At 64.6% G+C, this 21,727-nt stretch carries 19 protein-coding genes; 15 read left to right on the forward strand and 4 right to left on the reverse strand.

The genetic code is table 11. The features are described 5' to 3' along the window. Window positions 1-2 precede the first annotated feature (2 nt). The 5 genes from paaD to ACT6VE_RS13275 all read left to right on the forward strand — a co-directional run bounded on the left by paaD (window position 3) and on the right by ACT6VE_RS13275 (window position 5,085). Window positions 3-527 (forward strand): 1,2-phenylacetyl-CoA epoxidase subunit PaaD, encoded by a 525-nt coding sequence (gene paaD, locus ACT6VE_RS13255; RefSeq protein ID WP_444799061.1) that lies wholly within the window; start codon window positions 3-5, stop codon window positions 525-527. Window positions 528-651: 124 nt separating this feature from the next. Continuing rightward, on the forward strand, window positions 652-1,728 hold the full coding sequence (paaE, locus tag ACT6VE_RS13260; RefSeq protein WP_444799062.1) for a 1,2-phenylacetyl-CoA epoxidase subunit PaaE: 1,077 nt from the start codon (window positions 652-654) through the stop codon (window positions 1,726-1,728). Between the two features lie 11 nt (window positions 1,729-1,739). Then, a complete protein-coding gene (locus ACT6VE_RS13265; RefSeq protein ID WP_444799063.1) occupies window positions 1,740-2,495 on the forward strand; it encodes a Phenylacetic acid catabolic protein in 756 nt (251 codons plus the stop codon). A 12-nt stretch (window positions 2,496-2,507) separates the two neighbouring features. Next, on the forward strand, window positions 2,508-4,565 hold the full coding sequence (gene paaZ / locus ACT6VE_RS13270) for a phenylacetic acid degradation bifunctional protein PaaZ (protein WP_444799064.1): 2,058 nt from the start codon (window positions 2,508-2,510) through the stop codon (window positions 4,563-4,565). Between the two features lie 4 nt (window positions 4,566-4,569). Continuing rightward, entirely contained in the window at window positions 4,570-5,085 is a 516-nt protein-coding gene (locus ACT6VE_RS13275; protein ID WP_069061023.1) for an acyl-CoA thioesterase, read from the forward strand. A gap of 162 nt (window positions 5,086-5,247) precedes the next feature. Here the strand turns inward: ACT6VE_RS13275 and ACT6VE_RS13280 are convergent, their stop codons facing one another. The 4 genes from ACT6VE_RS13280 to paaG all read right to left on the reverse strand — a co-directional run bounded on the left by ACT6VE_RS13280 (window position 5,248) and on the right by paaG (window position 8,610). After that, a complete protein-coding gene (locus tag ACT6VE_RS13280; RefSeq protein WP_069061024.1) occupies window positions 5,248-5,844 on the reverse strand; it encodes a TetR/AcrR family transcriptional regulator in 597 nt (198 codons plus the stop codon). A 194-nt stretch (window positions 5,845-6,038) separates the two neighbouring features. Further along, window positions 6,039-7,349 (reverse strand): phenylacetate--CoA ligase PaaK, encoded by a 1,311-nt coding sequence (gene paaK, locus ACT6VE_RS13285; protein ID WP_444799065.1) that lies wholly within the window; start codon window positions 7,347-7,349, stop codon window positions 6,039-6,041. 35 nt (window positions 7,350-7,384) lie between these two features. Continuing rightward, the gene (gene paaI, locus ACT6VE_RS13290) at window positions 7,385-7,825 is read right to left on the reverse strand and encodes a hydroxyphenylacetyl-CoA thioesterase PaaI (RefSeq protein WP_444799066.1); all 441 of its coding nucleotides are present in this window, start codon (window positions 7,823-7,825) and stop codon (window positions 7,385-7,387) included. Further along, window positions 7,822-8,610, reverse strand: coding sequence for a 2-(1,2-epoxy-1,2-dihydrophenyl)acetyl-CoA isomerase PaaG (gene paaG, locus ACT6VE_RS13295; RefSeq protein WP_444799067.1), 789 nt, complete (start codon window positions 8,608-8,610; stop codon window positions 7,822-7,824). Before paaG ends, paaI begins: the two co-directional genes overlap by 4 nt. Before the next feature lie 101 nt (window positions 8,611-8,711). Between paaG and paaN the strand changes: the two genes are divergently transcribed. The 10 genes from paaN to ACT6VE_RS13345 all read left to right on the forward strand — a co-directional run bounded on the left by paaN (window position 8,712) and on the right by ACT6VE_RS13345 (window position 21,528). Beyond that, on the forward strand, window positions 8,712-10,373 hold the full coding sequence (gene paaN / locus ACT6VE_RS13300; RefSeq protein WP_444799068.1) for a phenylacetic acid degradation protein PaaN: 1,662 nt from the start codon (window positions 8,712-8,714) through the stop codon (window positions 10,371-10,373). 49 nt (window positions 10,374-10,422) lie between these two features. Then, window positions 10,423-11,562 carry an ABC transporter substrate-binding protein gene (locus ACT6VE_RS13305; RefSeq protein ID WP_444799069.1) on the forward strand — a complete coding sequence of 380 codons (1,140 nt, stop codon included), beginning with the start codon at window positions 10,423-10,425 and terminating at the stop codon, window positions 11,560-11,562. Window positions 11,563-11,632: 70 nt separating this feature from the next. Beyond that, window positions 11,633-12,505 carry a branched-chain amino acid ABC transporter permease gene (locus ACT6VE_RS13310; RefSeq protein WP_257951049.1) on the forward strand — a complete coding sequence of 291 codons (873 nt, stop codon included), beginning with the start codon at window positions 11,633-11,635 and terminating at the stop codon, window positions 12,503-12,505. 2 nt (window positions 12,506-12,507) lie between these two features. Then, entirely contained in the window at window positions 12,508-13,464 is a 957-nt protein-coding gene (locus ACT6VE_RS13315; protein WP_444799070.1) for a branched-chain amino acid ABC transporter permease, read from the forward strand. Then, window positions 13,461-14,246 carry an ABC transporter ATP-binding protein gene (locus tag ACT6VE_RS13320; protein ID WP_444799071.1) on the forward strand — a complete coding sequence of 262 codons (786 nt, stop codon included), beginning with the start codon at window positions 13,461-13,463 and terminating at the stop codon, window positions 14,244-14,246. Before ACT6VE_RS13315 ends, ACT6VE_RS13320 begins: the two co-directional genes overlap by 4 nt. Further along, window positions 14,233-14,934, forward strand: coding sequence for an ABC transporter ATP-binding protein (locus ACT6VE_RS13325; protein WP_444799072.1), 702 nt, complete (start codon window positions 14,233-14,235; stop codon window positions 14,932-14,934). Before ACT6VE_RS13320 ends, ACT6VE_RS13325 begins: the two co-directional genes overlap by 14 nt. A gap of 4 nt (window positions 14,935-14,938) precedes the next feature. Next, on the forward strand, window positions 14,939-16,999 hold the full coding sequence (locus tag ACT6VE_RS13330) for a 3-hydroxyacyl-CoA dehydrogenase NAD-binding domain-containing protein (protein ID WP_444799073.1): 2,061 nt from the start codon (window positions 14,939-14,941) through the stop codon (window positions 16,997-16,999). A gap of 79 nt (window positions 17,000-17,078) precedes the next feature. Then, window positions 17,079-18,005 (forward strand): helix-turn-helix domain-containing protein, encoded by a 927-nt coding sequence (locus tag ACT6VE_RS13335; RefSeq protein WP_444799074.1) that lies wholly within the window; start codon window positions 17,079-17,081, stop codon window positions 18,003-18,005. 114 nt (window positions 18,006-18,119) lie between these two features. Beyond that, window positions 18,120-19,526, forward strand: a complete 1,407-nt coding sequence (locus ACT6VE_RS13340; RefSeq protein WP_444799075.1) for an aldehyde dehydrogenase family protein — start codon at window positions 18,120-18,122, stop codon at window positions 19,524-19,526. Between the two features lie 28 nt (window positions 19,527-19,554). After that, on the forward strand, window positions 19,555-21,528 hold the full coding sequence (locus ACT6VE_RS13345; RefSeq protein ID WP_444799076.1) for a copper amine oxidase: 1,974 nt from the start codon (window positions 19,555-19,557) through the stop codon (window positions 21,526-21,528). Window positions 21,529-21,727: the final 199 nt, after the last annotated feature.

Here is a 21,727-nt window from a genome sequence, read left to right on the forward strand (position 1 = left end):
TCATGGACCCGGCGCTCCGTCCCTCGCTCGATGAGGTTTGGCACTGGCTGGCTGAAGTGCCGGATCCGGAAATTCCGGTGATCTCGCTCACCGACCTCGGCATCATCCGCGATGTCGCGTGGCGCGACGATACGCTGGTGGTAACCGTGACGCCGACTTATTCCGGCTGTCCCGCCACCACGATCATCAATCTCGACATCGAGACGGCGCTCGCGGAAAAGGGGCTTTCCAAGGTGAAGCTGGAACGCCAGCTCTCGCCCGCCTGGACGACGGACTGGATCAGCGCCGAGGGCCGCAAAAAGCTGCGCGACTACGGCATCGCCCCGCCGATCGACGGCACGGCGGCCGATGGCGTGCTGATGAAACGCATCGACCGGCTTTCGGGCCGCTCGAACCTGACCATCGCCTGTCCGCGCTGCGGATCGACGAACACCGAAAAAATCAGCCAGTTCGGCTCGACGCCCTGCAAGGCGAGCTATCGCTGCACCGACTGCTTGGAACCGTTCGACTATTTCAAGTGCATCTGACCCTAGAGCGATTCCGGCAAACCCCGGTTCGCCTGAATCGCTCTAGTTTCTTGTTTTTACCGCATTATCCAACGCCGAAGCGATGCCGCTTCGACTGGAAATGCTCTAGGGAGAGGGCCCGCGCATGGCACGTTTTCATCCCCTGACCGTAACCGATGTTCGCCGCGAGACGCGCGATGCGGTCGTGGTCACGCTTCGGCCGTCCGACGAGGACCGGGCCGTCTTCGATTTCACGCAGGGTCAGTACCTGACCTTCCGCCGCAAGTTCGAGGACGAGGAACTGCGCCGCTCCTATTCGATCTGCGCCGGCAAGGATGAGGGTGTCTTGAAGGTCGGCATCAAGCGCGTCGATGGCGGCTGCTTTTCCACCTGGGTCAACGAGAACCTGAAGCCCGGCGACACGCTGGAAGCCATGCCGCCGATGGGCGCCTTCTTCACGGCGCTGGAGCCTGAAACGGCCAAGCACTATCTCGGTTTTGCCGGTGGCAGCGGCATCACACCGGTGCTGTCGATCATCAAGACGGTGCTGTCGCGCGAGCCCCGCGCCCGCTTCACGCTGGTCTATGCCAACCGGCAGATCAGCTCGATCATGTTCCGCGAGGAGCTGGAGGACCTGAAGAACGTCTATCTCGGCCGGCTCTCCGTGCTGCATGTGCTGGAGAGCGAGGCGCAGGATATCGACCTCTTCACCGGCCGCATCGATGGCGCGAAATGCGCGGCACTCTTTAAAAACTGGATCGACCCCAAGTCGGTGACAACAGCGTTCATCTGCGGCCCGGAGCCGATGATGCTGGCGATCGCCGCCGCGCTTCGCGAGCACGGCCTTCGCGACGACCAGATCAAGTTTGAGCTCTTCGCTTCCTCGCAGCCCGGCCGGGCGCGGCGCAAGGTGGAGCAGGTCAACGGTGCCGATCACGCTGCCGCCTGCGAGGCGACCGTCACGCTCGATGGCGCAACCCGCATCTTCAAGTTTCCCAAGCACGGCCAGAGCCTGCTCGATGCCGCGCTCGAAAATGCCATGGACGCGCCGTATGCCTGCAAGGCCGGTGTCTGTTCCACCTGCCGCGCCAAGGTTCTGGAAGGCGAGGTCGAGATGGAGACCAACCACGCGCTGGAAGATTACGAGGTGCGCCAGGGTTATGTGCTGACCTGCCAGTGCTACCCGCTCACCGACCGCATCGTCGTCAGCTACGACCAGTAGGGGGAAATCGCATGTCCGATACGATGCCGATCGAGGATTATCTGGCGCAAGGCGGCATGCTGTCGTCGCCGGCCAATGTACCGCCGCGTTATCGCGGCGAGTTGCTGCGCCTGATGGCGAGTTTCGTCGACAGCGAGCTGGCCGGTTCCGCCGGCTTTGCCGATACGATCAACGATGCGCCGGGCATTCAGGAGCGCATCTCCGCCGCCCGTATCGTGCTGGAAAAAGCCGACCATGCCGGCAAGGTCTTGCAGGTCATGGAAACCTTTGGTGCGGATGGCGGGCGCTATGCCGTGCATCATCCTTGGGCCGAGCGGCTTTCCCGCGAGGCGGATATCGGCGCGGCGCGGCAGGGCGGCGACATGCGCCTATCCGTCTTCCACTATCCGCTGCAAGGCTGGGTCGATGCCGTGGTCATGAACGTGCTGATGGGCCGGGCGAGCGTCGTGCAGTTGAAAGAGCTGTCGCGCGTCTCCTACCAGCCGCTCGCCGAGGTTTTTCGCGCCATCCTGCCGCGCGAGACGCGCCATGCGGAACTCGGCCTCGCCGGCCTCATCCAGATCGTCGATGATGCGGAAGGCCGCGCAAAGGCCAAAGCCTCCGTCGCTTACTGGTATCCGCGGGTCGCCGCGAGTTTTGGCCATTCCGGCTCGGCCCGCTTCGAGACGCAGTCGCGTTTCGGCCTGCGGCACACACCCAACGAGACCCTGCTTGCCGAATGGCGGGCGGAGGTCGATGCGCAGCTTTCCGCGCTCGGATTGAACTGAGAGGATACTGAGATGAACGTCATGGCAAACCGGCCGCGCCGGCTCGAAAGCTATGTCGGCGGCCAGTGGGTCGCCGGTGCGAAGGAAGGCGTGCCGCTGCTCGACGCTTCCACGGGTGCCCCGGTCGCCTTCATCGATTCCACCGGCGTGGATTTCAAGGCGTCGCTCGCCTATGGCCGCGAGAAGGGTGGCCCGGCGCTGCGGCGCCTCTCCTTCCACGAACGCGCCGCCATGCTGAAGGCGCTCGGTCAGGCCCTGATGGAGCGCAAGGAAGAGTTCTATGCGCTATCGACCGCCACGGGTGCGACCCGCGCCGACAGCTGGGTCGATATCGAAGGCGGTATTGGCACGCTGCTGTCCTATGCTTCCAAAGGTCGGCGCGAGTTGCCGAACACCCGCGTTCTGCTCGATGGCGATGTGGAGCTGCTCTCCAAGGATGGCACCTTCTCTGCGCAGCATATCCTGAGCCCGTTGCAGGGTGTTGCCGTCCACATCAACGCCTTCAACTTCCCCTGCTGGGGCATGCTGGAGAAGCTGGCACCGACGCTGCTCGCCGGCGTTCCGGCCATAGTCAAGCCGGCAAGCCAGACAGCCTATCTCACCGAACTCATGGTCCGCCGCATCGTCGAGACCGGTATTTTGCCCGACGGCGCATTGCAGCTCGTCTGCGGCTCGGTCGGCGACCTGCTCGACCATGTCGAAGGCCAGGATGCCGTGACCTTCACCGGTTCGGCCTCGACAGGCCAGCGCCTCAAGACGCACAAGGCCATCGTCGAAAACTCCGTGCGCTTCACCATGGAGGCCGACAGCCTCAATGCCGCCGTGCTTGGCCTCGATGCCGCACCCGGCACGGAGGAATTCGACCTCTTCGTCAAGGAAGTCACCCGCGAGATGACGGTGAAGGCCGGCCAGAAGTGCACCGCGATCCGCCGCGTCATCGCGCCGCGCGCCTTTAGCGAAGCGCTGATCGAGAGCCTGCGCGCCCGTCTCGGCAAGACGGCGATCGGCAATCCGGCGGACGAAGCCGTCCGCATGGGACCGCTCGCCAGCCTCGACCAGCGAGAGGAAGTGCGCGCCCGCATCCGCGATCTCTCTGCCGACGCGGAAATCGTCGCCGGCGATCCGGACATAGCAAATATCCTGTCTGGCGATGCTGCGGCAGGCGCCTTCCTCAATCCGGTGCTGCTCTATTGCGACAAGCCGGGTTCGGCCCGCGCGGTGCACGACGTCGAGGCTTTCGGTCCGGTCAGCACCGTCATGCCCTATGAGACCGCGGAAGAAGCGGTGGACCTCGCCCGCCGCGGCAAGGGTAGCCTCGTCGCCTCCGTCTTCACCAATGATCCAGGCTTTGCCGAAGAGGTCGTGCTCGGGCTTGCGCCGTTCCACGGCCGCGTGATGATCGGCAACCGCGTCAGTGCCAAGTCGTCTACCGGCCACGGTTCGCCGTTGCCGGGCCTCGTGCACGGCGGCCCCGGCCGCGCGGGTGGTGGTGAGGAACTGGGCGGCATGCGCGGCGTCAAGCATTACATGCAGCGCACCGCCATCCAGGGTGCGCCGACGCTGCTTTCCGCCGTTACCGGCCGTTGGTTGCAGGGCGCGGAAGCACGGGCGGGGGGCGAGCATCCGTTCCGCAAGTCACTGGCCGAACTCAAGATCGGCGACCAGCTGATCACCGCGACGCGCACCGTGACGCTCGAGGATGTCGAGCATTTCGCCAACTTCACCGGCGACACCTTCTACGCCCACATGGACGAGGAAGCCGCCAAGGCGAACCCGTTCTTCGACGGGCGCGTGGCGCATGGCTATCTCATCGTGTCGTTTGCCGCCGGCCTCTTCGTCGATCCGGCGCCGGGCCCGGTCCTCGCCAATTACGGCGTCGACAATTTGCGCTTCCTGACACCGGTCAATCCGGGTGATACGTTGCAGGTGCAGCTCACCTGCAAGGAGATCAACCCGCGCGCCAATGCCGAACATGGCGAGGTGCGTTGGGATTGCAATGTAACGAACCAGTCTGGAGCGACCGTCGCGCAGTATGACGTTCTGACGATGGTGGCCAAAACGAGAGAGTGACCGCATGACGCCGATGGAGCAGGACCCGCGCCGCCTGGAAATGACCGTTTTGATGACGCCCGACATGGCGAATTTTTCCGGAAAGGTTCATGGCGGCGCGCTGCTCAACCTGCTCGATCGCGTCGCCTTCTCCTGCGCCTCGCGCTACTCGCAGCAATATGCGGTGACGCTCTCGGTCGACCAGGTGATGTTCAAGGAGCCGATCAACGTCGGTGAACTCGTCACCTTCCGCGCCTCGATCAACCATACGGGGCGAACCTCCATGGAGGTCGGCATCCGGGTCGAGGCGGAGAACATCCGCAGCGGCCACCGCCGGCACACCAACTCCTGCTATTTCACCATGGTCGCCGTCGATGAGGCCGGAAGGCCGGTGCGCGTGCCGGAACTGGAGCCGAAGAGCACGGTTGATGTGCGCCGCTACAAGGCAGCCGAGCTTCGCCGTACGCTCCGGCGTGAATTCGCCGAACGGCTGGAGTCGGTTGCCACGACAGGCAAGGATGTGGAGCGGGACGGGGATTAAGCGTGGGCGGCACTGCCCTTGGGGCGCTACGCTGCCTCCCCGCCACGTCATCCTCGGGCTTGACCCGAGGATCCACTCGGCACCCGTGGCATGGTTCCTCGGGTCAAGCCCGAGGATGACGAAAGAGAGGTAGTAGGTTTTTGGAGATGGTGTGCGTAAGTCTTAGCTTACAGCCTTGACACCCTCAAGGATCAGCGTCGTCGCAATATCCGCATATTCGTCCCGCGTGATCGGCCCGTTCGGGCGGAACCACATGTACACCCAGTTCATCATGCCGAAGAGCGACATGGTGACGGGCATAAGGAGTGGGCGGTCCTTGTTCAGGTCCGGGTTGATGTCGCGGATGACGCCGGAGAAGCGTTTGACGATCTGTCGCTCGATCGCCTGCAATTCGGCAAGCTGCGGCTCGGAGAGCGCGCTGGTGCCGTTGAGCTGCACCTTGTGCTCGTTGTCGCGGCCCTCGTAGTTCGCCAGCACCGCCTTCACCAGCAGGCGCAGCCGCTCCTGCGGGGTGACGTCGGTGCGGTCGGCCGCCTCGATCGCTTCTTCCAGCTCCGACAGGTGCGTGCGCACGATGTCGAAGATCAGGGCGTCCTTGCTGGGGTAATAATGATAGAGCAGGGCCTTGGAGACATTGCTGTGCGAGGCGATCAGCGACATGGAGGCTTTCTCCATACCCATCTCGGCGAAGACCGCCGCGGCACTCGATAGAATGCCTCGCTGTTTTTCCTCGAAATCCACTGCGCGCGTGCGTGCCATGTCGTCCTGCTCTGTTCATTCGGGCTGCGGCTGCGCGGAAGGGCGGCCGCCCTCCCTATACACAGTCAAGCCGGTGCCGGGCTAGAGTATCTCCGTTCGTCCTGTAGCAACGGAGAGACCCTGGCTCTTTGTTTCTTCGCAATTCCGGGCGCAAAACCGCTCCGCACTTTTGCGGGAATGTTCTGCCCGGCGCTTCATTCTTTCGGGCGGTTGTCGACCACCCGCTTTGCCTTGCCTTCCGAGCGGGCGACGCCGCCCGGCTCGTGCACGGTAATCTTGGTGGAGACCCCCACGATGCTCTTGATGTGGTGGGCAAGCTCCTTCGCCGACCCCGCACGCGCGCCCTCGTCGGTCGCCTCCAGCGTACATTCGACATGCACCGTCATGTTGTCCATACGGCCGGCGCGCGTCAGTTCGATCTGGAAATGCGGCGCTAGCCCGCGACATTTCAGGATCTGCTCCTCGATCTGCGTCGGGAAGACGTTGACGCCGCGCAGGATCATCATGTCGTCGGAGCGGCCGGTGATCTTTTCCATGCGACGCATGGAGCGGGCGGTGCCGGGCAGGAGGCGCGTCAGGTCGCGCGTGCGGTAGCGGATGATCGGCAGGCCTTCCTTGGTGAGCGTGGTGAAGACCAGCTCACCGATCTCGCCATCCGGAAGCACCGCGCCTGTCTCAGGGTCGATGATCTCGGGGTAGAAGTGGTCTTCCCAGATGTGCAGGCCGTCCTTCGTCTCGACGCATTCGTTGGCGACGCCCGGGCCCATGACTTCCGACAGGCCGTAGATATCGACGGCGTGCATGTCGAAAGCCTGCTCGATTTCCTCGCGCATGGCGTTCGTCCAGGGCTCCGCGCCAAAAATGCCGACCGCTAGCGAACTTTCGCGCGGGTCGATGCCATGGCGGCGGAACTCGTCGAGGATGGAGAGCATGTAGGACGGCGTGACCATGATGATGCGCGGCTTGAAATCCTGCATCAGGGTGACCTGGCGCTCGGTCATGCCGCCGGAGATCGGCACCACGGTGCAGCCGAGTTTTTCCGCTCCGTAATGTGCGCCAAGCCCGCCGGTGAACAGGCCGTAGCCATAGGCGACATGCACGATATCACCGGCCCGGCCGCCCGAGGCGCGGATCGAACGGGCGACGACGGTCGCCCAGGTGTCGATGTCCTTGGCCGTGTAACCGACGACGGTCGGCTTGCCTGTCGTGCCGGAGGAGGCGTGGATGCGGGCAAGCTTTTCGCGGGGTACGGCGAACATGCCGAAGGGATAGGTGTCGCGCAGGTCCTTCTTGGTGGTGAAGGGGAATTTCGCGAGGTCCGACAGGGTCTTCAGGTCGGAGGGATGCACGCCGGCCTCGTCGAAGCGCTGGCGATAGAAGGGAGAATTCTCGTAGGCGTGGGTCAGCGACCACTTCATGCGCTGAAGCTGCAGCGCGGAAATCTCGTCGCGCGACGCCGTCTCGATGGCTTCGAGGTCGCCGGGGCGAGGGGACAGGTCTTCCATGAAATTCTCCTCCAAGAATGTGGGGATGGTCTGCCTCACTCCGGCAGGTGTGTACCCTTGACTGTTCGCGAGTGGCCACGGAACTCCGCGACGTGCTCGCCCTCCTGATTGCTGATGCGGATATCGTAGATGCCGCCCCGTCCGCGGCGCGACACTTCGCGCGCCGTTGCGGTCAGTTTCTCGCCCCGGAAGGCCGGTGCAATGAAAGTCACCGAACAGTGCTGGGCGACGGTGCGCTGGTTGTAGGTGTTGCAGGCAAACGCGAAGGCCGAATCCGCCAGCGTGAACATGTAGCCGCCGTGACAGGTGCCGTGGCCGTTCGTCATGCTGTCTGCGATCGTCATGGTGATCGTCGCTTCGCCGGGGGCGACGGAGATCAGTTCCATGCCGAGATGGCGGGTGGCATTGTCGTCGTCCCACATGGCCTTGGCGCAGGCTTCGGCGAGCGCCTGGGGGGAAAGGCTGCCGGCGCTCATTTGCCTTTGAACTCCGGCTTGCGCTTTTCGAGGAAGGCGGAGACGCCTTCTGCATAGTCGGCGCTGCGGCCGGCCTCGCGTTGCAGGTCGCGTTCGAGGTCGAGCTGCTGGTCCAGCGAATTGGTGGCGGCGGCCTGGATGGCGCGCTTCGTCATGCCGAGGCCGCGGGTCGGGCCGGCGGCGAGGCGGGTGGCGAGTGCGGTTGCTTCGTCCATCAGCGCGTCGTCGTCGACGGCGCGCCAGATCAGGCCCCAGTCGGCGGCGGTTTCCGCACTGAGCGGTTCGGCGGTCAGCGTCAGTGCCTTGGCGCGGGCCTCGCCGATCAGGCGCGGCAGGCTCCAGGTGCCGCCGGAATCCGGCACGAGGCCGATCTTGGCAAAAGCCTGGATGAAGCGGGCGGAGCGGGCGGCAAGCGTGATGTCGCAGGCAAAGGCGATATTGGCGCCGGCGCCGGCGGCGACGCCGTTGACGGCGCAGATCACCGGCTTTTCGAGGCTGCGGATGAGGCGGAGCAGCGGATTATAGTAGGTTTCGATCGTGTGGCCGAGATCCGGCACGCCCTTCTTGGGATCGCGGTCGCCGAGATCCTGCCCCGCGCAAAAACCGCGGCCGGCGCCGGTGAGCAGCACGGCGCGGACGGTCTCATCCGCATGCGCCCGCTCGAAACCGGCGCGCAGTGCCAGGTGCATCTCTTCATTGAAGGCGTTGAGCTTGTCCGGGCGATTCAGCGTGAGGCTCAGAACGCCATCGGCAAGCGCCGACAGAATGGTGTCGGATGTGGACATTTTTCCTCCCTGTCGCCCTTCCCAGCGGCGACCGTAAAAAAACTCTTGCATAAACCGAACGGCCGGTCAATTATAAATTCACTGACTGGGAGGAGCCAGAGATGACCGAACTTTTCGAGCGCCATCGCCCGACGCTGGACGCAGCTTTGCAAGCGGCCGCCAAGCGCGACTTCTGGTCCGCCTATCCTGAAGTACCAAGCGGCAAGATCTATGGCGAGACCGCCAAGGACGACGGGCTCGCAGCCTACAAGGCGCGGCTCGGCAAGGTCTTCGCTCTCGCCGATCATCCGGCGGAGGGTTCCGTGGGTGCGGAAGTGTCGCCTTACGGATCATCTCTCGGCATCACCTATCCAGCGGCCTCCGTCGACATGCTGATCACGGCTTCCCGTGCCGCCGCTCCGCAATGGGCCGCGGCGTCGCCGGAGGTGCGCACCGGCATCTGTCTCGAAATCCTCGCCCGCCTCAATGCCTGCAGTTTCGAAATGGCCAATGCGGTCATGCACACGACGGGCCAGTCTTTCGCCATGGCCTTCCAGGCCGGCGGCCCGCATGCGCAGGATCGCGGCCTCGAAGCCGTCACCTACGCCTATGCCGAGATGATCCGCACGCCGGCCAAGGCGATCTGGACGAAGCCGCAGGGCAGGGGCGAGCCGATCGTCATGGAAAAACACTGGCGCGCCGTGCCGCGCGGCGTCTCGCTGGCCATCGGCTGCAACACCTTCCCGACCTGGAACAGCTATCCGGGTCTCTTTGCCAGCCTTGCCACCGGCAACACCGTCATCGTCAAGCCGCATCCAGCCGCCATTCTGCCGCTCGCCATCACCGTCGAGATTGCCAGGCAGGTGCTGGTGGAAGAGGGCTTTGCCGCCGATATCGTGCTGCTTGCCGCCGATGCGCCCGGTTCCGAAATCACCAAGGATCTCGTGCAGCATCCGGCTGTCGCCATCATCGACTATACCGGCTCCAACACGTTCGGCAGCTGGGTGCGCGAAAACGCCGGCGGCGCCGACGTCTATACGGAAGAGGCGGGCGTCAACTCCATCGTCATCGGCGCCACGGACGATTTTGCCGGCATGTGCAGCAATATCGCCTTCTCGCTGTCGCTCTATTCCGGCCAGATGTGCACCGCCCCGCAGAATATCTTTGTCCCGCGCGCCGGCATCGAGACGAACGAGGGCCACAAGAGTTTTGACGCGGTTGCTGCCGGCATCGCCGCAGCGGTCGACGGCCTGCTCGCCGACCCGGCCCGTGCGGCCGGTGTCTGCGGCGCCATTGCCAATCCGGCGACACTCGCGCGCATCGCGACGGTCCGTTCGCACGGCCGCATCGTGCGCGACTCCGCACCGGTCGAGGGCCTCGACGACGCGCGCACGGCAACGCCGTTGATCCTCGCCGTCGACGCTGCGGATAGCGAAGCCTATGCGGAAGAACGTTTCGGCCCCATCGCCTTCATCGTCGCGGTCGATGACGCCACCGATGGCGTAGACCGCGCCGCCGAGCTCGCCGAGCGCAAGGGCGCGATCTCCGCTGCCCTCTACGCCACCGACGAGGCGCAGATCCTTGCCGCAGCCGACCGGTTCGCCACGGCTGGCGTTAATCTTTCGGTCAACCTGACCGGCGGCATCTACGTTAACCAGAGTGCCGCCTTCAGCGATTTCCACGTCACCGGTGCCAACCCGGCAGGCAATGCCAGCCTGACGGATGCGGCTTTCGTCGCGAACCGGTTCCGCGTGGTGATGTGGCGCCGCCCCGTGGCGGCGTAAGAGGAGTTTTCGCTTTAAACCTTTGTCTTTGTTGGGAGGAGAAACCGACATGAAATTTGCGCTCACCACCACCGCACTTGCCCTGATCCTGGGCCTTGCTGCGCCCGCCTTCGCCGATATCAAGATCGGTGCGACCATTTCCGAAACCGGCCCCGCCTCGTTCCTTGGCGATCCGGAAGCCAAGACGCTGAAGCTGTTGGTCGAGGAGATCAATGCGGCCGGCGGCGTCAATGGCGAGAAGCTGGAACTCGTCATCTACGACGACGGCGGCGATCCGAACAAGGCGCGCACCTTCGCGACCCGCCTTGTGGAAGACGACGAAGTCGTCGCCGTGATCGGTGGCACGACGACCGGCACCTCCATGGCGATCATTCCCGTCTTCGAGGATGCGGAAGTCCCCTTCATCTCGCTGGCCGGCGCCATCGAGATCATCGATCCGGTAAAACCCTACACCTTCAAGACGCCGCACACCGACCGCATGGCCTGTGCGAAGATTTTTGAAGACATGAAGAAGAACGCCATTACCAAGATCGGCATGATCTCCGGTTCCGACGGCTTTGGCGCGTCCATGCACAAGCAGTGCCTTTCGATCGTCGGCGACTACGGCATCGAGGTGCTGGCCGACGAGACCTATGGCCCGACCGACGCCGACATGACGCCGCAGCTTACCAACATCAAGGGCAAGGACGGCATCCAGGCCGTGCTGAACACCGGCTTCGGCCAGGGCCCGGCGATCGTCACCCGCAACTACGCCCAGCTCGCCGTTGGCCTGCCGCTCTACCAGTCGCATGGCGTTGCCTCGGATGGTTTCATCGAGCTTGCCGGCGCGGAAGCCGCGGAAGGTATTCGCCTGCCGGGTACGGCTCTGCTCGTGGCTAAGCTCCTTCCGGAAAGCGACCCGCAACGCGCCGTCGTCACGGCTTACAAGGACGCCTACGAGAAGGCGACCGGCAAGCCGGTTTCGACCTTCGGCGGTTATGCCCATGATGCGCTTCGCATCCTCGTCGATGCCATCACGCGGGCGGGCAGCGCCGAGCCGTCGGCGATCCGCGATGCGATCGAAGGCACGAAGGGTCTCGTCGGCACAACAGGCACCGTCACCATGACGGCCGAGGATCACCTCGGCCTCGATCTCTCGGCCTTCCGCATGCTGCAGATCGAAAAAGGTGGCTGGAAGATCGTCGAGTAATCGAAGCCGCCGGCCCACGCCCTTACGGCGCGGGCCGGCGCACACCGTCGTGCGCGAAGCGGAGGCCTCCATGCCCGAACTGCTGCAATTCCTTCTGTCCGGGATCACGGTCGGCGCCGTCTATGCGCTGGTCGCCCTCGGCTTCACGATCATCTACAACGCCTCCGACGTCGTGAACTTCGCGCAGGGCGAGTTCGTCATGCTCGGTGGCATGATCACCTTCTTCGCGCATGCCGCAGGCCTGCCGCTGCCGCTGGCAGCCCTGATCGCCATCATCGTCACGGCGGCGATCGGCGTGGCACTCAACAAGCTTGCGATCGAGCCCGCGCGCGGCGCCCCGGTCGTCTCGCTGATCATCATCACCATCGGCGCCTCCATCTTCATCCGTGGTGCGACGCAGCTCGTCTTCGACAAGCAGATCCACCGCTTTCCGGCCTTTTCCGGCGACCAGCCGATCCTTATCGGCGGCGCGACCATCCTGCCGCAGAGCCTGTGGGTGATTGCCGGTGCGCTCGCCGTCTTCGTCTGTCTCTGGCTGTTCTTCACCCGCACGCTGATCGGCCGCGCGGTGCTAGCAACGGCGAACAACCGCGTCGCCGCCCAGCTCGTCGGCATCAACACCAACTATGTGATGACGCTCTCCTTCGCCATGTCCGCCGCCATCGGCGCGCTCGCCGGCGTGCTGGTGACGCCGATCACGCTGACGAGCTACGATGTCGGCCTTGCATTGGCGCTGAAGGGCTTTGCCGCTGCCATGCTCGGTGGCATGGGCAACCCGAAGGGCGCTCTTGTCGGCGGCCTGCTGCTCGGTGTGCTGGAGGCCATGACGGCCGGCTATGTCAGCTCGCAATACAAGGATGCGGCCGCCTTCATTGTCATTCTCGCCGTGCTTTTCGCCATGCCGCAGGGCCTGTTCGGCCGCAAGTCGACGGATCGGGTGTGATCATGCGGCTCTCCAGCAAGGCTACCACGCTTCTCATCCTCGCCGCGGTCATCGCGATCGCGCCGGTCTTCTTCCCGTCCTCCTATTATTTCCGTGTCGGTTCGCTGATCTTCGTCAACGGCCTCGCGGTGACGGGTCTCGTCATCCTCATCGGCTATGCCGGTCAGATCAGTCTGGGACATGCGGGTTTCGCCGGCATCGGCGCCTACGCCTGTGCGCTGGCGCCTGTTCATCTCGGCCTGCATCCGGCACTCGCCGCCCTGCTCGGCGCGCTTTTGTCCGCCGCCATCGCCTACCTCGTCGGCCGGCCGATCCTGCGGCTCAAGGGCTATTATCTCGCCGTCGCCAGCCTCGGTTTCGGCATCCTCGTCTCCATGGTGCTGTCCAACGAGGCGCAACTGACCGGCGGGCCGGATGGCATGGCGGTGCCGGAACTGGGCTTGCGGGCGGTGCTGAAGGCGATCGGCATCGACCTGTCGAACACCGAATTCTGGTATGCCTTTTCCGGCCTCGTACTGGTGCTCGGCGCGTGGCTGGCGCTCAATCTCTACCATAGCCCGACAGGCCGGGCGCTCAGGGCGCTGCATGGTTCAGAGGTCGCGGCCCGCACGGTCGGCGTCGATGTCGCGCATTACAAGCTCGTCGCCTTCGTTCTCTCGGCGGTCTATGCCTCGGTGTCGGGCTCGCTCTTGGCACTGCAGAACAAGTTCATCACGCCGGATGTCGCTGGCTTCATGCACTCGATCGAGATGGTCACCATGACGGTGCTCGGCGGTGCCGGTTCCGTGCTCGGCGCAATCCTCGGGGCGGCGATCCTGACGACGCTGCCGCAGGTGCTGACGATCTTCCAGGAATACGAACAGCTCATGCTCGGCCTCGTCATGATGCTCGTCATGATCTTCATGCGCGAGGGCCTGCTGCCCTCCATTGCGCGCCGCATCCGGGGGAGGGCAGAATGAGCCTGCTTCAGATCGAAGGTTTGGGCATTGATTTCGGCGGCTTGCGCGCCGTCAACGATGTCGGCTTCTCCTTGAAACCCGGCGAGATCGTCTCCGTCATCGGCCCGAACGGCGCCGGCAAGACGACGCTGTTCAACATGATCTCCGGCGTCTATGCCCCGGCGCGCGGCCGCGTCGTGCTGGATGGCGAGGACGTCACCCGCATGCCGCCGCATCTTTTGGCGCGCCGCGGCCTGTCGCGCACCTTCCAGAACCTGCAGATCTTTCAGTCGATGAGCGTCTTGGAAAACGCCGTCGCCGGCCATCACCTGCACGAGCGCGGCTCGGTCTTTGCCGATCTCTTCTCGTTGCCCGCCGCACGGCGCCGCAGCCAGACATCCGAAGACAGTGCCCGCGCCCTGCTCGACCGCGTCGGCCTCGGCCGGGCTGCCGAGCAGGAGGCAAGCTCGCTCTCCTACGGCGCGCTGAAGCGGCTAGAAATCGCCCGCGCGCTGGCGCTGAAACCCCGCGTGCTGCTGCTCGACGAACCGGCGGCCGGCTGCAATGCGGTCGAGACGGAAGAGATCGATCACCTCATCGCACAGGTCGCGGCCGAAGGCGTCTCGATCCTGCTGGTGGAGCACGACATGAAGATGGTCATGCGCATTTCCAACCATATCGTGGTGCTCGATCACGGCGAGAAGATCGCCGAGGGGGAGCCGACGGCGATTTCACGCAACCCGCGCGTCATCGAAGCCTATCTCGGCGTCCAGGCAACGGAGGCTCAAAATGCTGACGGTTGAAGGACTGCGCTCGCGCTACGGCCGCATCGAGGTGCTGCACGGCATCGATCTCGACGTGGCGTCCGGCGAGATCGTCACGGTGGTCGGTGCCAACGGCGCCGGCAAGACGACGCTGCTCAAATGCCTCTCCGGCATCCAGCCGGTTTCGTCCGGCTCGATCGTCTTCCGCGGCGAGACGCTGACATCCGTGCCGGCGCATGCCCGCGTGCGCCGTGGCCTCGCCCAGTCGCCGGAGGGTCGGCAGATTTTCACCAACCTCACGGTGGAGGAAAATCTCCGGCTCGGCGCCTATCTCTTCGCTGACGACAAGGTGGAGCGCGATATGCAGGACGCCTTCGCGATGTTCCCGATCCTCAAGGAGAAGCGCAATCTCGCGGCGGGAGGCCTGTCCGGCGGCCAGCAGCAGATGCTAGCGATCGCCCGCGCACTGATGGCCCGCCCCTCCTGCCTGCTTCTGGACGAGCCGAGCATGGGCCTCGCCCCCATCCTCGTCGCCCAGATCTTCGATGTGGTGAAGAGCCTGAAGGCGCTCGACGTGACCGTGCTCCTCGTCGAGCAGAACGCTTTTGGCGCGCTCTCCGTCGCCGATCGCGGCTATGTCATGGAGACGGGACACATCACCATGTCCGGCCCCGCCGCCGAATTGATCGCGGACGAACGTATCCGCGCCGCCTACCTGGGAATATGACACCATGACCGTCAACATCACCCACGAAAACGCCGTCGCCGTCGTCACCGTCGACAACCCGCCCGTCAATGCGCTGTCGCAGGCGCTGCGCCAGGGTTTGATCGAAGCCGTGGCGGAGCTCGATGCCGATGCAGCGGTGAAGGCCGTCGTGCTGATCTGCGCCGGCCGTACCTTCATCGCCGGGGCGGATGTCAACGAGTTCGGCAAGCCGCCGCAGCCGCCGCATCTGCCGGATGTGGTGACGACCATCGCGGCAGCGAAAAAGCCCTGGGTCGCGGCCATTCATGGCAGCGCGCTTGGCGGCGGCCTCGAAGTGGCGCTCGGCTGTGCCTATCGCGTGGCGGTTGCCTCCGCCAGCCTCGGCCTGCCGGAAGTCAAGCTCGGCATCATCCCCGGTGCCGGTGGCACGGTGCGTTTGCCCCGCCTGATCGGCCCTGCCGCCGCCGTCGATCTGGTGACGGGCGGTAGCCCGGTCGGGGCGAAGAAGGCGCATGCGCTGGGCCTCGTCGATGCCATTATCGATGGTGACCTGCGTGCCGGTGGGATTGCCTTTGCGAACGACAGTGCCGGCAAACCGGTGCCGCAGCCGATTTCCGGCCGTGCCGTGCCGGCGGTCGAAGCCGGGTTCTGGGAGGGCGCGGAAAAGGCCGTCGCTGCCAAGACGAAACGAGAAGTCGCGCCGCTCAGGGCTTTCGCCTCGGTCCGCAACGCCAGCGAAACGGATTTCGCAAGCGCCATGGCCTTCGAGCGGGAAACCTTTCTGGAGCTGCGTGGTTCCGAGCAGGCGGCGGCGCTGCGCCATGTCTTCTTCGCCGAGCGCGCGGCACCGCGCCCGCCCGAGCTTGCCGGCGTGGCGCCGCGCGATATGCGCTCGGCGGCTGTGATTGGCGGCGGCACGATGGGGGTGGGCATTGCCGCGGCGCTGCGCGATGCCGGCCTGCCGGTAATCCTCATCGAGCGTGATGCGCCAGCGGTCGAGCGGGGACTTGCCAATATCCGCGCCATCTTCGACGGTTCGGTGAAGCGTGGCCGCATCACGCAGACGGTTGCGGATGACCGTTTGTCTGGCGTCACCGGCAGTGACGATTATGGCCTGCTTGCCGATACGGATCTCGTCATCGAAGCCGTCTTCGAGGATATCGCCGTCAAGCGCGCCGTCTTCGAAAAGCTGTCGGCGGTCTGCCGGCCGGATGCGGTGCTGGCAACGAACACCTCCTATCTCGACCCCACTGCGATCAGTGAAGGCGTAAGCCATCCCGAACGCTTCCTCGGCCTGCATTTCTTCAGCCCGGCGCACATCATGAAGCTGCTGGAGATCGTGCCGACGGAGGAGACGACGCCGGAGGTTCTGGCGACGGGCTTCGCGCTTGCCCGCCTGCTCGGCAAGATCCCGGTTCGTGCCGGCATCTGCGACGGCTTCATCGGCAACCGCATACTGAAGGTGACGCGCGCGCAGGCCGAACGGTTGCTGCTCTCGGGTGCTACGCCCTCTGCCGTCGATGCCGCCATGCGCGCCTTCGGCCTGCCGATGGGGCCGTTCGAGGCACAGGATCTCGGCGGCCTCGATATCGCTGCCTTCCAGCGCAAGGCCGCCCGCGAACGGGGCGAAGCACCCTTCGCCCCCGTCGCTGAGCGGCTCTGCGCCATCGCGCGTTTCGGCCAGAAATCGGGCGGTGGCTGGTACGACTACACCCCGGGCGACCGCGCGCCAAAACCATCGGAAACCGCGGCGGCAATCATTACCGAAGAGGCTGCGGGGCGGCCGCAGCGGTTGTGGGACGAGGCGTCGATCGCCGATGCGATCATCCTGCCGATGGTCAACGAGGCGACGCGTATTCTGGAGGAGCGCGTGGCGTTGCGTTCCGGCGATATCGACCTGGTGAAAATCCACGGTTATGGCTTTCCGCGCTGGCGCGGTGGACCGATGCACTATGCGGAAGCGCGCGGACTTGCCGAGGTTGTGGCGGTGCTCGACCAGCTTGCTGCGGAAGGCCTTGCCGATGCGCCCTGTGACGGTCTGCGCCAGACGGTGCAAACCGGTGGTTTTGCAGCGATTGCAGGGTAAGAACGATAGGCAAGCGCTGCGGTCTGTGATGAGATAGGTTTGGGAGAACAGGCATTCTGCTGGAGCCGGGGAGGGCGCGATGCAGTCGCTGATGACGCCGGGGCACAAGCCGGTACAGGTGGAAATTCTCGAGGCGGAGATCCGGCGGGTCTGCGGTTCGTTCGATCTCGAGCCGATGCGGCGCACGGGCGTCGTCAATGGCGATGTCACCACGCGGCGCGTCGGCCCGTTCGATACGGCGATCGTGGCGCTCGATGCCTCGGAGGTCGCGCGCAACACCCGCTCCATCCGGCAGGATCCCGGCGAGCATTTTTTCCTGCTGGTGCAGGATGCCGGCCAATGTCGCGTCGAGCAGGGCGATCAGGTGGCGGAGCTTCTGCCCGGCGACATGTTCCTCGTCGATTCCGTCAAGCCCTCGACCTTTCTCTATCGCGGCGAGCGCTCCAACCAGGTGTCGCTGCACATTCCGCGCGATGAGATCGTCCACCGTTTCGGCACGCTATGCACCGGCGGGCTTTCGATCTCGCGTGACGATCCGCTCTGGCTCGCCATGCGCGCCGTCATCGCAAAGATGCTGATGGAAGACGGCGCGCAGGCGCAACTTGGCGAAGCGTTCCTGTGCCTTATGGGCGCCTACCTGCATTCGACGCGTGTGATGGGCGCCGCCAACCCGGCCGAGACGCTGCTCTCGCGCGCGCTCGCTATGATCGACCGCCACCGCGCGGACCCGTCCTTCGGCCCGCGCGAACTGGCGTCGCGTCTCAACGTGCCGGAGCGCACCTTGCAGCGGCATTTCCGGCCGCTTGGCGAAACGCCGGGCCATCGGCTGCTCAATCGTCGGCTGGAGCTTGCTCATGCGCGGCTTTCCACCCACAAGGGGCAGCACCTTGCAGAGGGAGTGACCGCCGTCGCCTTCGACTGCGGCTTCAACGACCTTTCCTATTTCTACCGCGAGTTTCGCAAGAAATACGGCACGACGCCGGGTGCGGTCGCGCGCTGCCATTGACGCTTTTGTCCAAAAGGCGGGACGGCACCGTCCAAGTCTGACGCCCCGCCAAGACCTATTCTCTGCCACCAGATGTGCCCGCCGGAGGTGGGCCGTTCCTTGGAGGAGGCGGAAATGATGGAATTCAAGGCGACCATCGGTGGCAAGCCGGCAGCAGTCGGCTCGGACTTTGCCGTGCTGAACCCGGCGACGGGCGAAGAAGTCGGCCGCGCGCCGAATATGGGCGGAGCGGAGCTGGATGCGGCCGTCGCCGTCGCCAAGGCGGCGTTTGCGACATGGTCGGCGCAGAGCGACGAGGCACTGCAGGCTGCCTGTGCGGCGGTGACGGCGAAGATCGAGGAACACGCGGGCGAACTCGCCGAGATCATCACGCTGGAGCAGGGCAAGCCGCTGAACGGTCTCGGCTCGCGCTGGGAGGTTGGCGGCGCCGTCGCCTGGGCGGGCTACACGACCGGGCTTTCGATCCCGGTCAAGGTGTTGCAGGACAACGAGCAGGGTCGGATCGAACTCACCCGCAAGCCGCTCGGCGTCGTCGGCTCCATCACGCCGTGGAATTTCCCGGTCATGATCGCCGTCTGGCACATTCTTCCAGCGCTGCGCACGGGCAACACGGTCGTTGTCAAACCCTCGCCCTATACGCCGCTCTCGACACTGCGCCTCGTCGAGATCATGAACGAGGTGCTGCCGCCGGGTGTCGTCAATGTGGTGACCGGCGACGACAAGCCCTTCAATCTCGGCGGCGCCATGTCGGCGCATCCGGATATTCGCAAGATCGTCTTCACCGGCTCCTGCGCCACCGGGCAGAAGGTCATGCAATCGGCGGCCGAGACCATGAAGCGGCTGACGCTGGAACTCGGCGGCAATGATGCCGGCATCGTGCTGCCGGATGCGGACCCGGAAGCGATTGCCGAGGGCCTGTTCTGGGGCGCCTTCATCAACAACGGCCAGACCTGCGCGGCGATGAAGCGGCTCTATGTGCACGAGTCGATCCATGACGCCGTCTGCGAGGCGCTCGTCGCCTATGCGAAGGCGATCCCGGTCGGCAATGGCATGGAGGAGGCGAGCATTCTGGGGCCGATCCAGAACCGCATGCAGTTCGACAAGGTTTCGAGGCTTGTCGCGGATGCCAAGGGGCGCGGCAAGGTGCTGCTCGGCGGCGAGCCGGGCGAGGGCCTGTTCTTCCCGCCGACCATCGTGTCCGGGCTTCGCAATGGCGATGCGCTGGTCGACGAGGAGCAGTTCGGACCGGCGCTGCCGATCATCCGCTATTCCGATGTCGAGGAGGCGATCCGGCTTGCCAATGACAGCCCGAACGGGCTCGGCGGCTCCGTCTGGTCGTCCGATATTGCGGCGGCGAAGAAGGTGGCGAGCCGGCTCGCCTGCGGCTCCGTCTGGATCAACAAACACGGCGCCATCCAGCCCAATGCGCCCTTCGGCGGCGTGAAGGCCTCCGGCATCGGCGTCGAGTTCGCCGAAGAGGGGCTTGCCGAATACACCGATATCCAGGTGGTCTTCGCCTGACAGAACCAAGCAAGAAGAGGGAACGATCATGAGACTTTTTAAACATCTGGCCTCGACGGCGCTGGCGCTCGGCCTTGCCGCTGGTGCCGCGGCCGCGCATCCGCTCGATGGGCTGACGGCCGAGGAATACCAGAAGATCAACCAGATCCTGCGCGGCGAGAAGGTCGCGGACGACAACACGCTCTATCCGCTGATCGAGCTGAAGGAGCCCGCCAAGGCCGATGTGCTGGCGTGGAAGGAAGGCGACAGCCTCGACCGCAAGGCGACGGTCTATTTCACCAGCGCCGAGGGCTTTAGCGAGGCGGTGGTCAACATCACCAAGGGCACGGTCGAGAGCAATGCCAAGACCACGGGCCAGCCGATGGTGCTCTTCACCGAGTTCATGAATGCGCTGGAAGGCGCGCTCGGCCATCCGGATATGGTGGCGGGGCTTGCCAAGCGTGGCCTGAAGCCGGAACAGGCCTTCTGCCTGCCGCTGACGGGCGGCAACTTCTTCACCGAGGAATACCAGAATTCCCGCCTGATGAAGGTGCCGTGTTACCAGGTGCCGGAAGGCTCCAACTTCTATGCCAAGCCGGTCGAGGGCCTCTTTGCCATCTATGACATCGGCAAGAAGGAAGTGCAGCGCGTCATCGATACCGGCGTCGTCGAAGCGCCGAAGGACGCTTGGGGTTACACGGAGGAAGAGGTCGCCAAGCGCGTGCCGCTGCGTACCGAGACGAACCCCGTCAAGCTGGTGCAGGAAGGCGGCCCGAACTACAAGATCGACGGCAGCCATATCGAATGGGACATGTGGCGCTTCAATTTCCGCGTCGACAAGCGCCCGGGCCTCGTCGTCTCCAATCTCGATGTCAATGACGCCGGCACGTGGCGCTCGGTCATCTACCAGGCACATCTCTCCGAAGTCTTCGTGCCCTATATGGACCCGACGGAAGGCTGGTACTGGCGCACCTACATGGACAGCGGGGAATATGGTTTCGGCCTGTTCCTGAGCCCCCTTCGCGCCGGCATCGATTGCCCCTCGCATGCCACCTTCCTGCCGGCGACGATCGCCGACGACAAGGGGTCGCCGCTGGTCATTCCGGATGCGATCTGCGTCTTCGAGAGAAGCATCGGCGATCCGGCCTGGCGCCACTTCGAAGTCTTTGCGCAGACGCCGGACAAGCCGGTGCCGGCGGAAGGCCGCCCGGCCACGGAACTTGTTGTGCGCACGGCCTCGGAGGTCGGCAACTATGACTACCTGATCGACTACCGCCTGCAGCAGAACGGCCAGGTCAACATCTATGTCGGCGCCACCGGCCTCGACGCGGTGAAGGGCGTTGCTTCCACCTCGATGAAGGACCCGACGGCCAAGGCGGACACGGCCTATGGCACCTTGATCGCGCCGAACCTCGTTGCCGCCAACCACGACCATTACTTCAACTTCCGCATCGATTTCGACGTCGACCAGCCGGTAAACCATTTTTCCACAATGGATATCGTGCCGGCCAAGCTCGATGCATCGAGCCCGCGCAAGTCGATGTGGACGGTCGAGCACAAGATGCCGATGACGGAGTTGGAGGCGCGCTACAAAATCTCGTCGTCGCAGCCGCGCTACTTCCACATTTCCGACCCGTCGCGTGAAGGCTATCTCGGACATGAGCCGGGCTACATGATCCATCATGGCGACGTGTCCTACGGTCCGTTCGACTTCGAAAACGACCCGCCGATGAAGCGCAACGCCTATATCGAATATTCGGTGTGGAACACGGTCTACGATCCGGAACAGCGTTATGCCGGCGGCAAGTTCGCCATGCAGAGCGATGGGTCGGATACGCTTGCCGAATGGGTGAAGAAGGATCAGAGCCTGATGGGCAAGGACATCGTCACCTGGTTCTCCGCCGGCTTCCACCATATTCCGCGCATGGAGGACTGGCCGGTGATGTCGACGGAGTGGAAGACCGTGCACATCATGCCGCACAACTTCTTCGCCCATAACCCGGCGCTGACAATCCGGAAGTAAACGCGGCAGGCGCTGCCCCTCATCCGCCTGCCGGCACCTTCTCCCCGCAAGCGGGGAGAAGGGACACGCGGCCAAGTTTACCTCAATACGATGCGAATCTTTTTGAGGGAGGGTTTGCGTCCTTCACCTTCTCCCCGCTTGCGGGGAGAAGGTCGCGGCAGCGGGATGAGGGGCTTCTCTTCACGAACGTAAAAGGCCC

This window comes from Shinella sp., assembly GCF_052438155.1.
Taxonomy (GTDB): Bacteria; Pseudomonadota; Alphaproteobacteria; order Rhizobiales; family Rhizobiaceae; genus Shinella.

Coding starts and splice junctions, on each gene's coding strand:
- paaD (WP_444799061.1), top strand. CDS start 3: ATGGACCCGGCGCTCCGTCCCTCGCTCGATGAGGTTTGGCACTGGCTG.
- ACT6VE_RS13265 (WP_444799063.1), top strand. CDS start 1,740: ATGTCCGATACGATGCCGATCGAGGATTATCTGGCGCAAGGCGGCATG.
- ACT6VE_RS13325 (WP_444799072.1), top strand. CDS start 14,233: ATGCTGACGGTTGAAGGACTGCGCTCGCGCTACGGCCGCATCGAGGTG.
- paaN (WP_444799068.1), top strand. CDS start 8,712: ATGACCGAACTTTTCGAGCGCCATCGCCCGACGCTGGACGCAGCTTTG.
- paaG (WP_444799067.1), bottom strand. CDS start 8,610: ATGTCCACATCCGACACCATTCTGTCGGCGCTTGCCGATGGCGTTCTG.
- paaE (WP_444799062.1), top strand. CDS start 652: ATGGCACGTTTTCATCCCCTGACCGTAACCGATGTTCGCCGCGAGACG.
- ACT6VE_RS13310 (WP_257951049.1), top strand. CDS start 11,633: ATGCCCGAACTGCTGCAATTCCTTCTGTCCGGGATCACGGTCGGCGCC.
- ACT6VE_RS13275 (WP_069061023.1), top strand. CDS start 4,570: ATGACGCCGATGGAGCAGGACCCGCGCCGCCTGGAAATGACCGTTTTG.
- ACT6VE_RS13305 (WP_444799069.1), top strand. CDS start 10,423: ATGAAATTTGCGCTCACCACCACCGCACTTGCCCTGATCCTGGGCCTT.
- ACT6VE_RS13280 (WP_069061024.1), bottom strand. CDS start 5,844: ATGGCACGCACGCGCGCAGTGGATTTCGAGGAAAAACAGCGAGGCATT.
- paaI (WP_444799066.1), bottom strand. CDS start 7,825: ATGAGCGCCGGCAGCCTTTCCCCCCAGGCGCTCGCCGAAGCCTGCGCC.
- ACT6VE_RS13335 (WP_444799074.1), top strand. CDS start 17,079: ATGCAGTCGCTGATGACGCCGGGGCACAAGCCGGTACAGGTGGAAATT.
- paaZ (WP_444799064.1), top strand. CDS start 2,508: ATGAACGTCATGGCAAACCGGCCGCGCCGGCTCGAAAGCTATGTCGGC.
- ACT6VE_RS13315 (WP_444799070.1), top strand. CDS start 12,508: ATGCGGCTCTCCAGCAAGGCTACCACGCTTCTCATCCTCGCCGCGGTC.
- ACT6VE_RS13320 (WP_444799071.1), top strand. CDS start 13,461: ATGAGCCTGCTTCAGATCGAAGGTTTGGGCATTGATTTCGGCGGCTTG.
- ACT6VE_RS13330 (WP_444799073.1), top strand. CDS start 14,939: ATGACCGTCAACATCACCCACGAAAACGCCGTCGCCGTCGTCACCGTC.
- ACT6VE_RS13340 (WP_444799075.1), top strand. CDS start 18,120: ATGATGGAATTCAAGGCGACCATCGGTGGCAAGCCGGCAGCAGTCGGC.
- paaK (WP_444799065.1), bottom strand. CDS start 7,349: ATGGAAGACCTGTCCCCTCGCCCCGGCGACCTCGAAGCCATCGAGACG.
- ACT6VE_RS13345 (WP_444799076.1), top strand. CDS start 19,555: ATGAGACTTTTTAAACATCTGGCCTCGACGGCGCTGGCGCTCGGCCTT.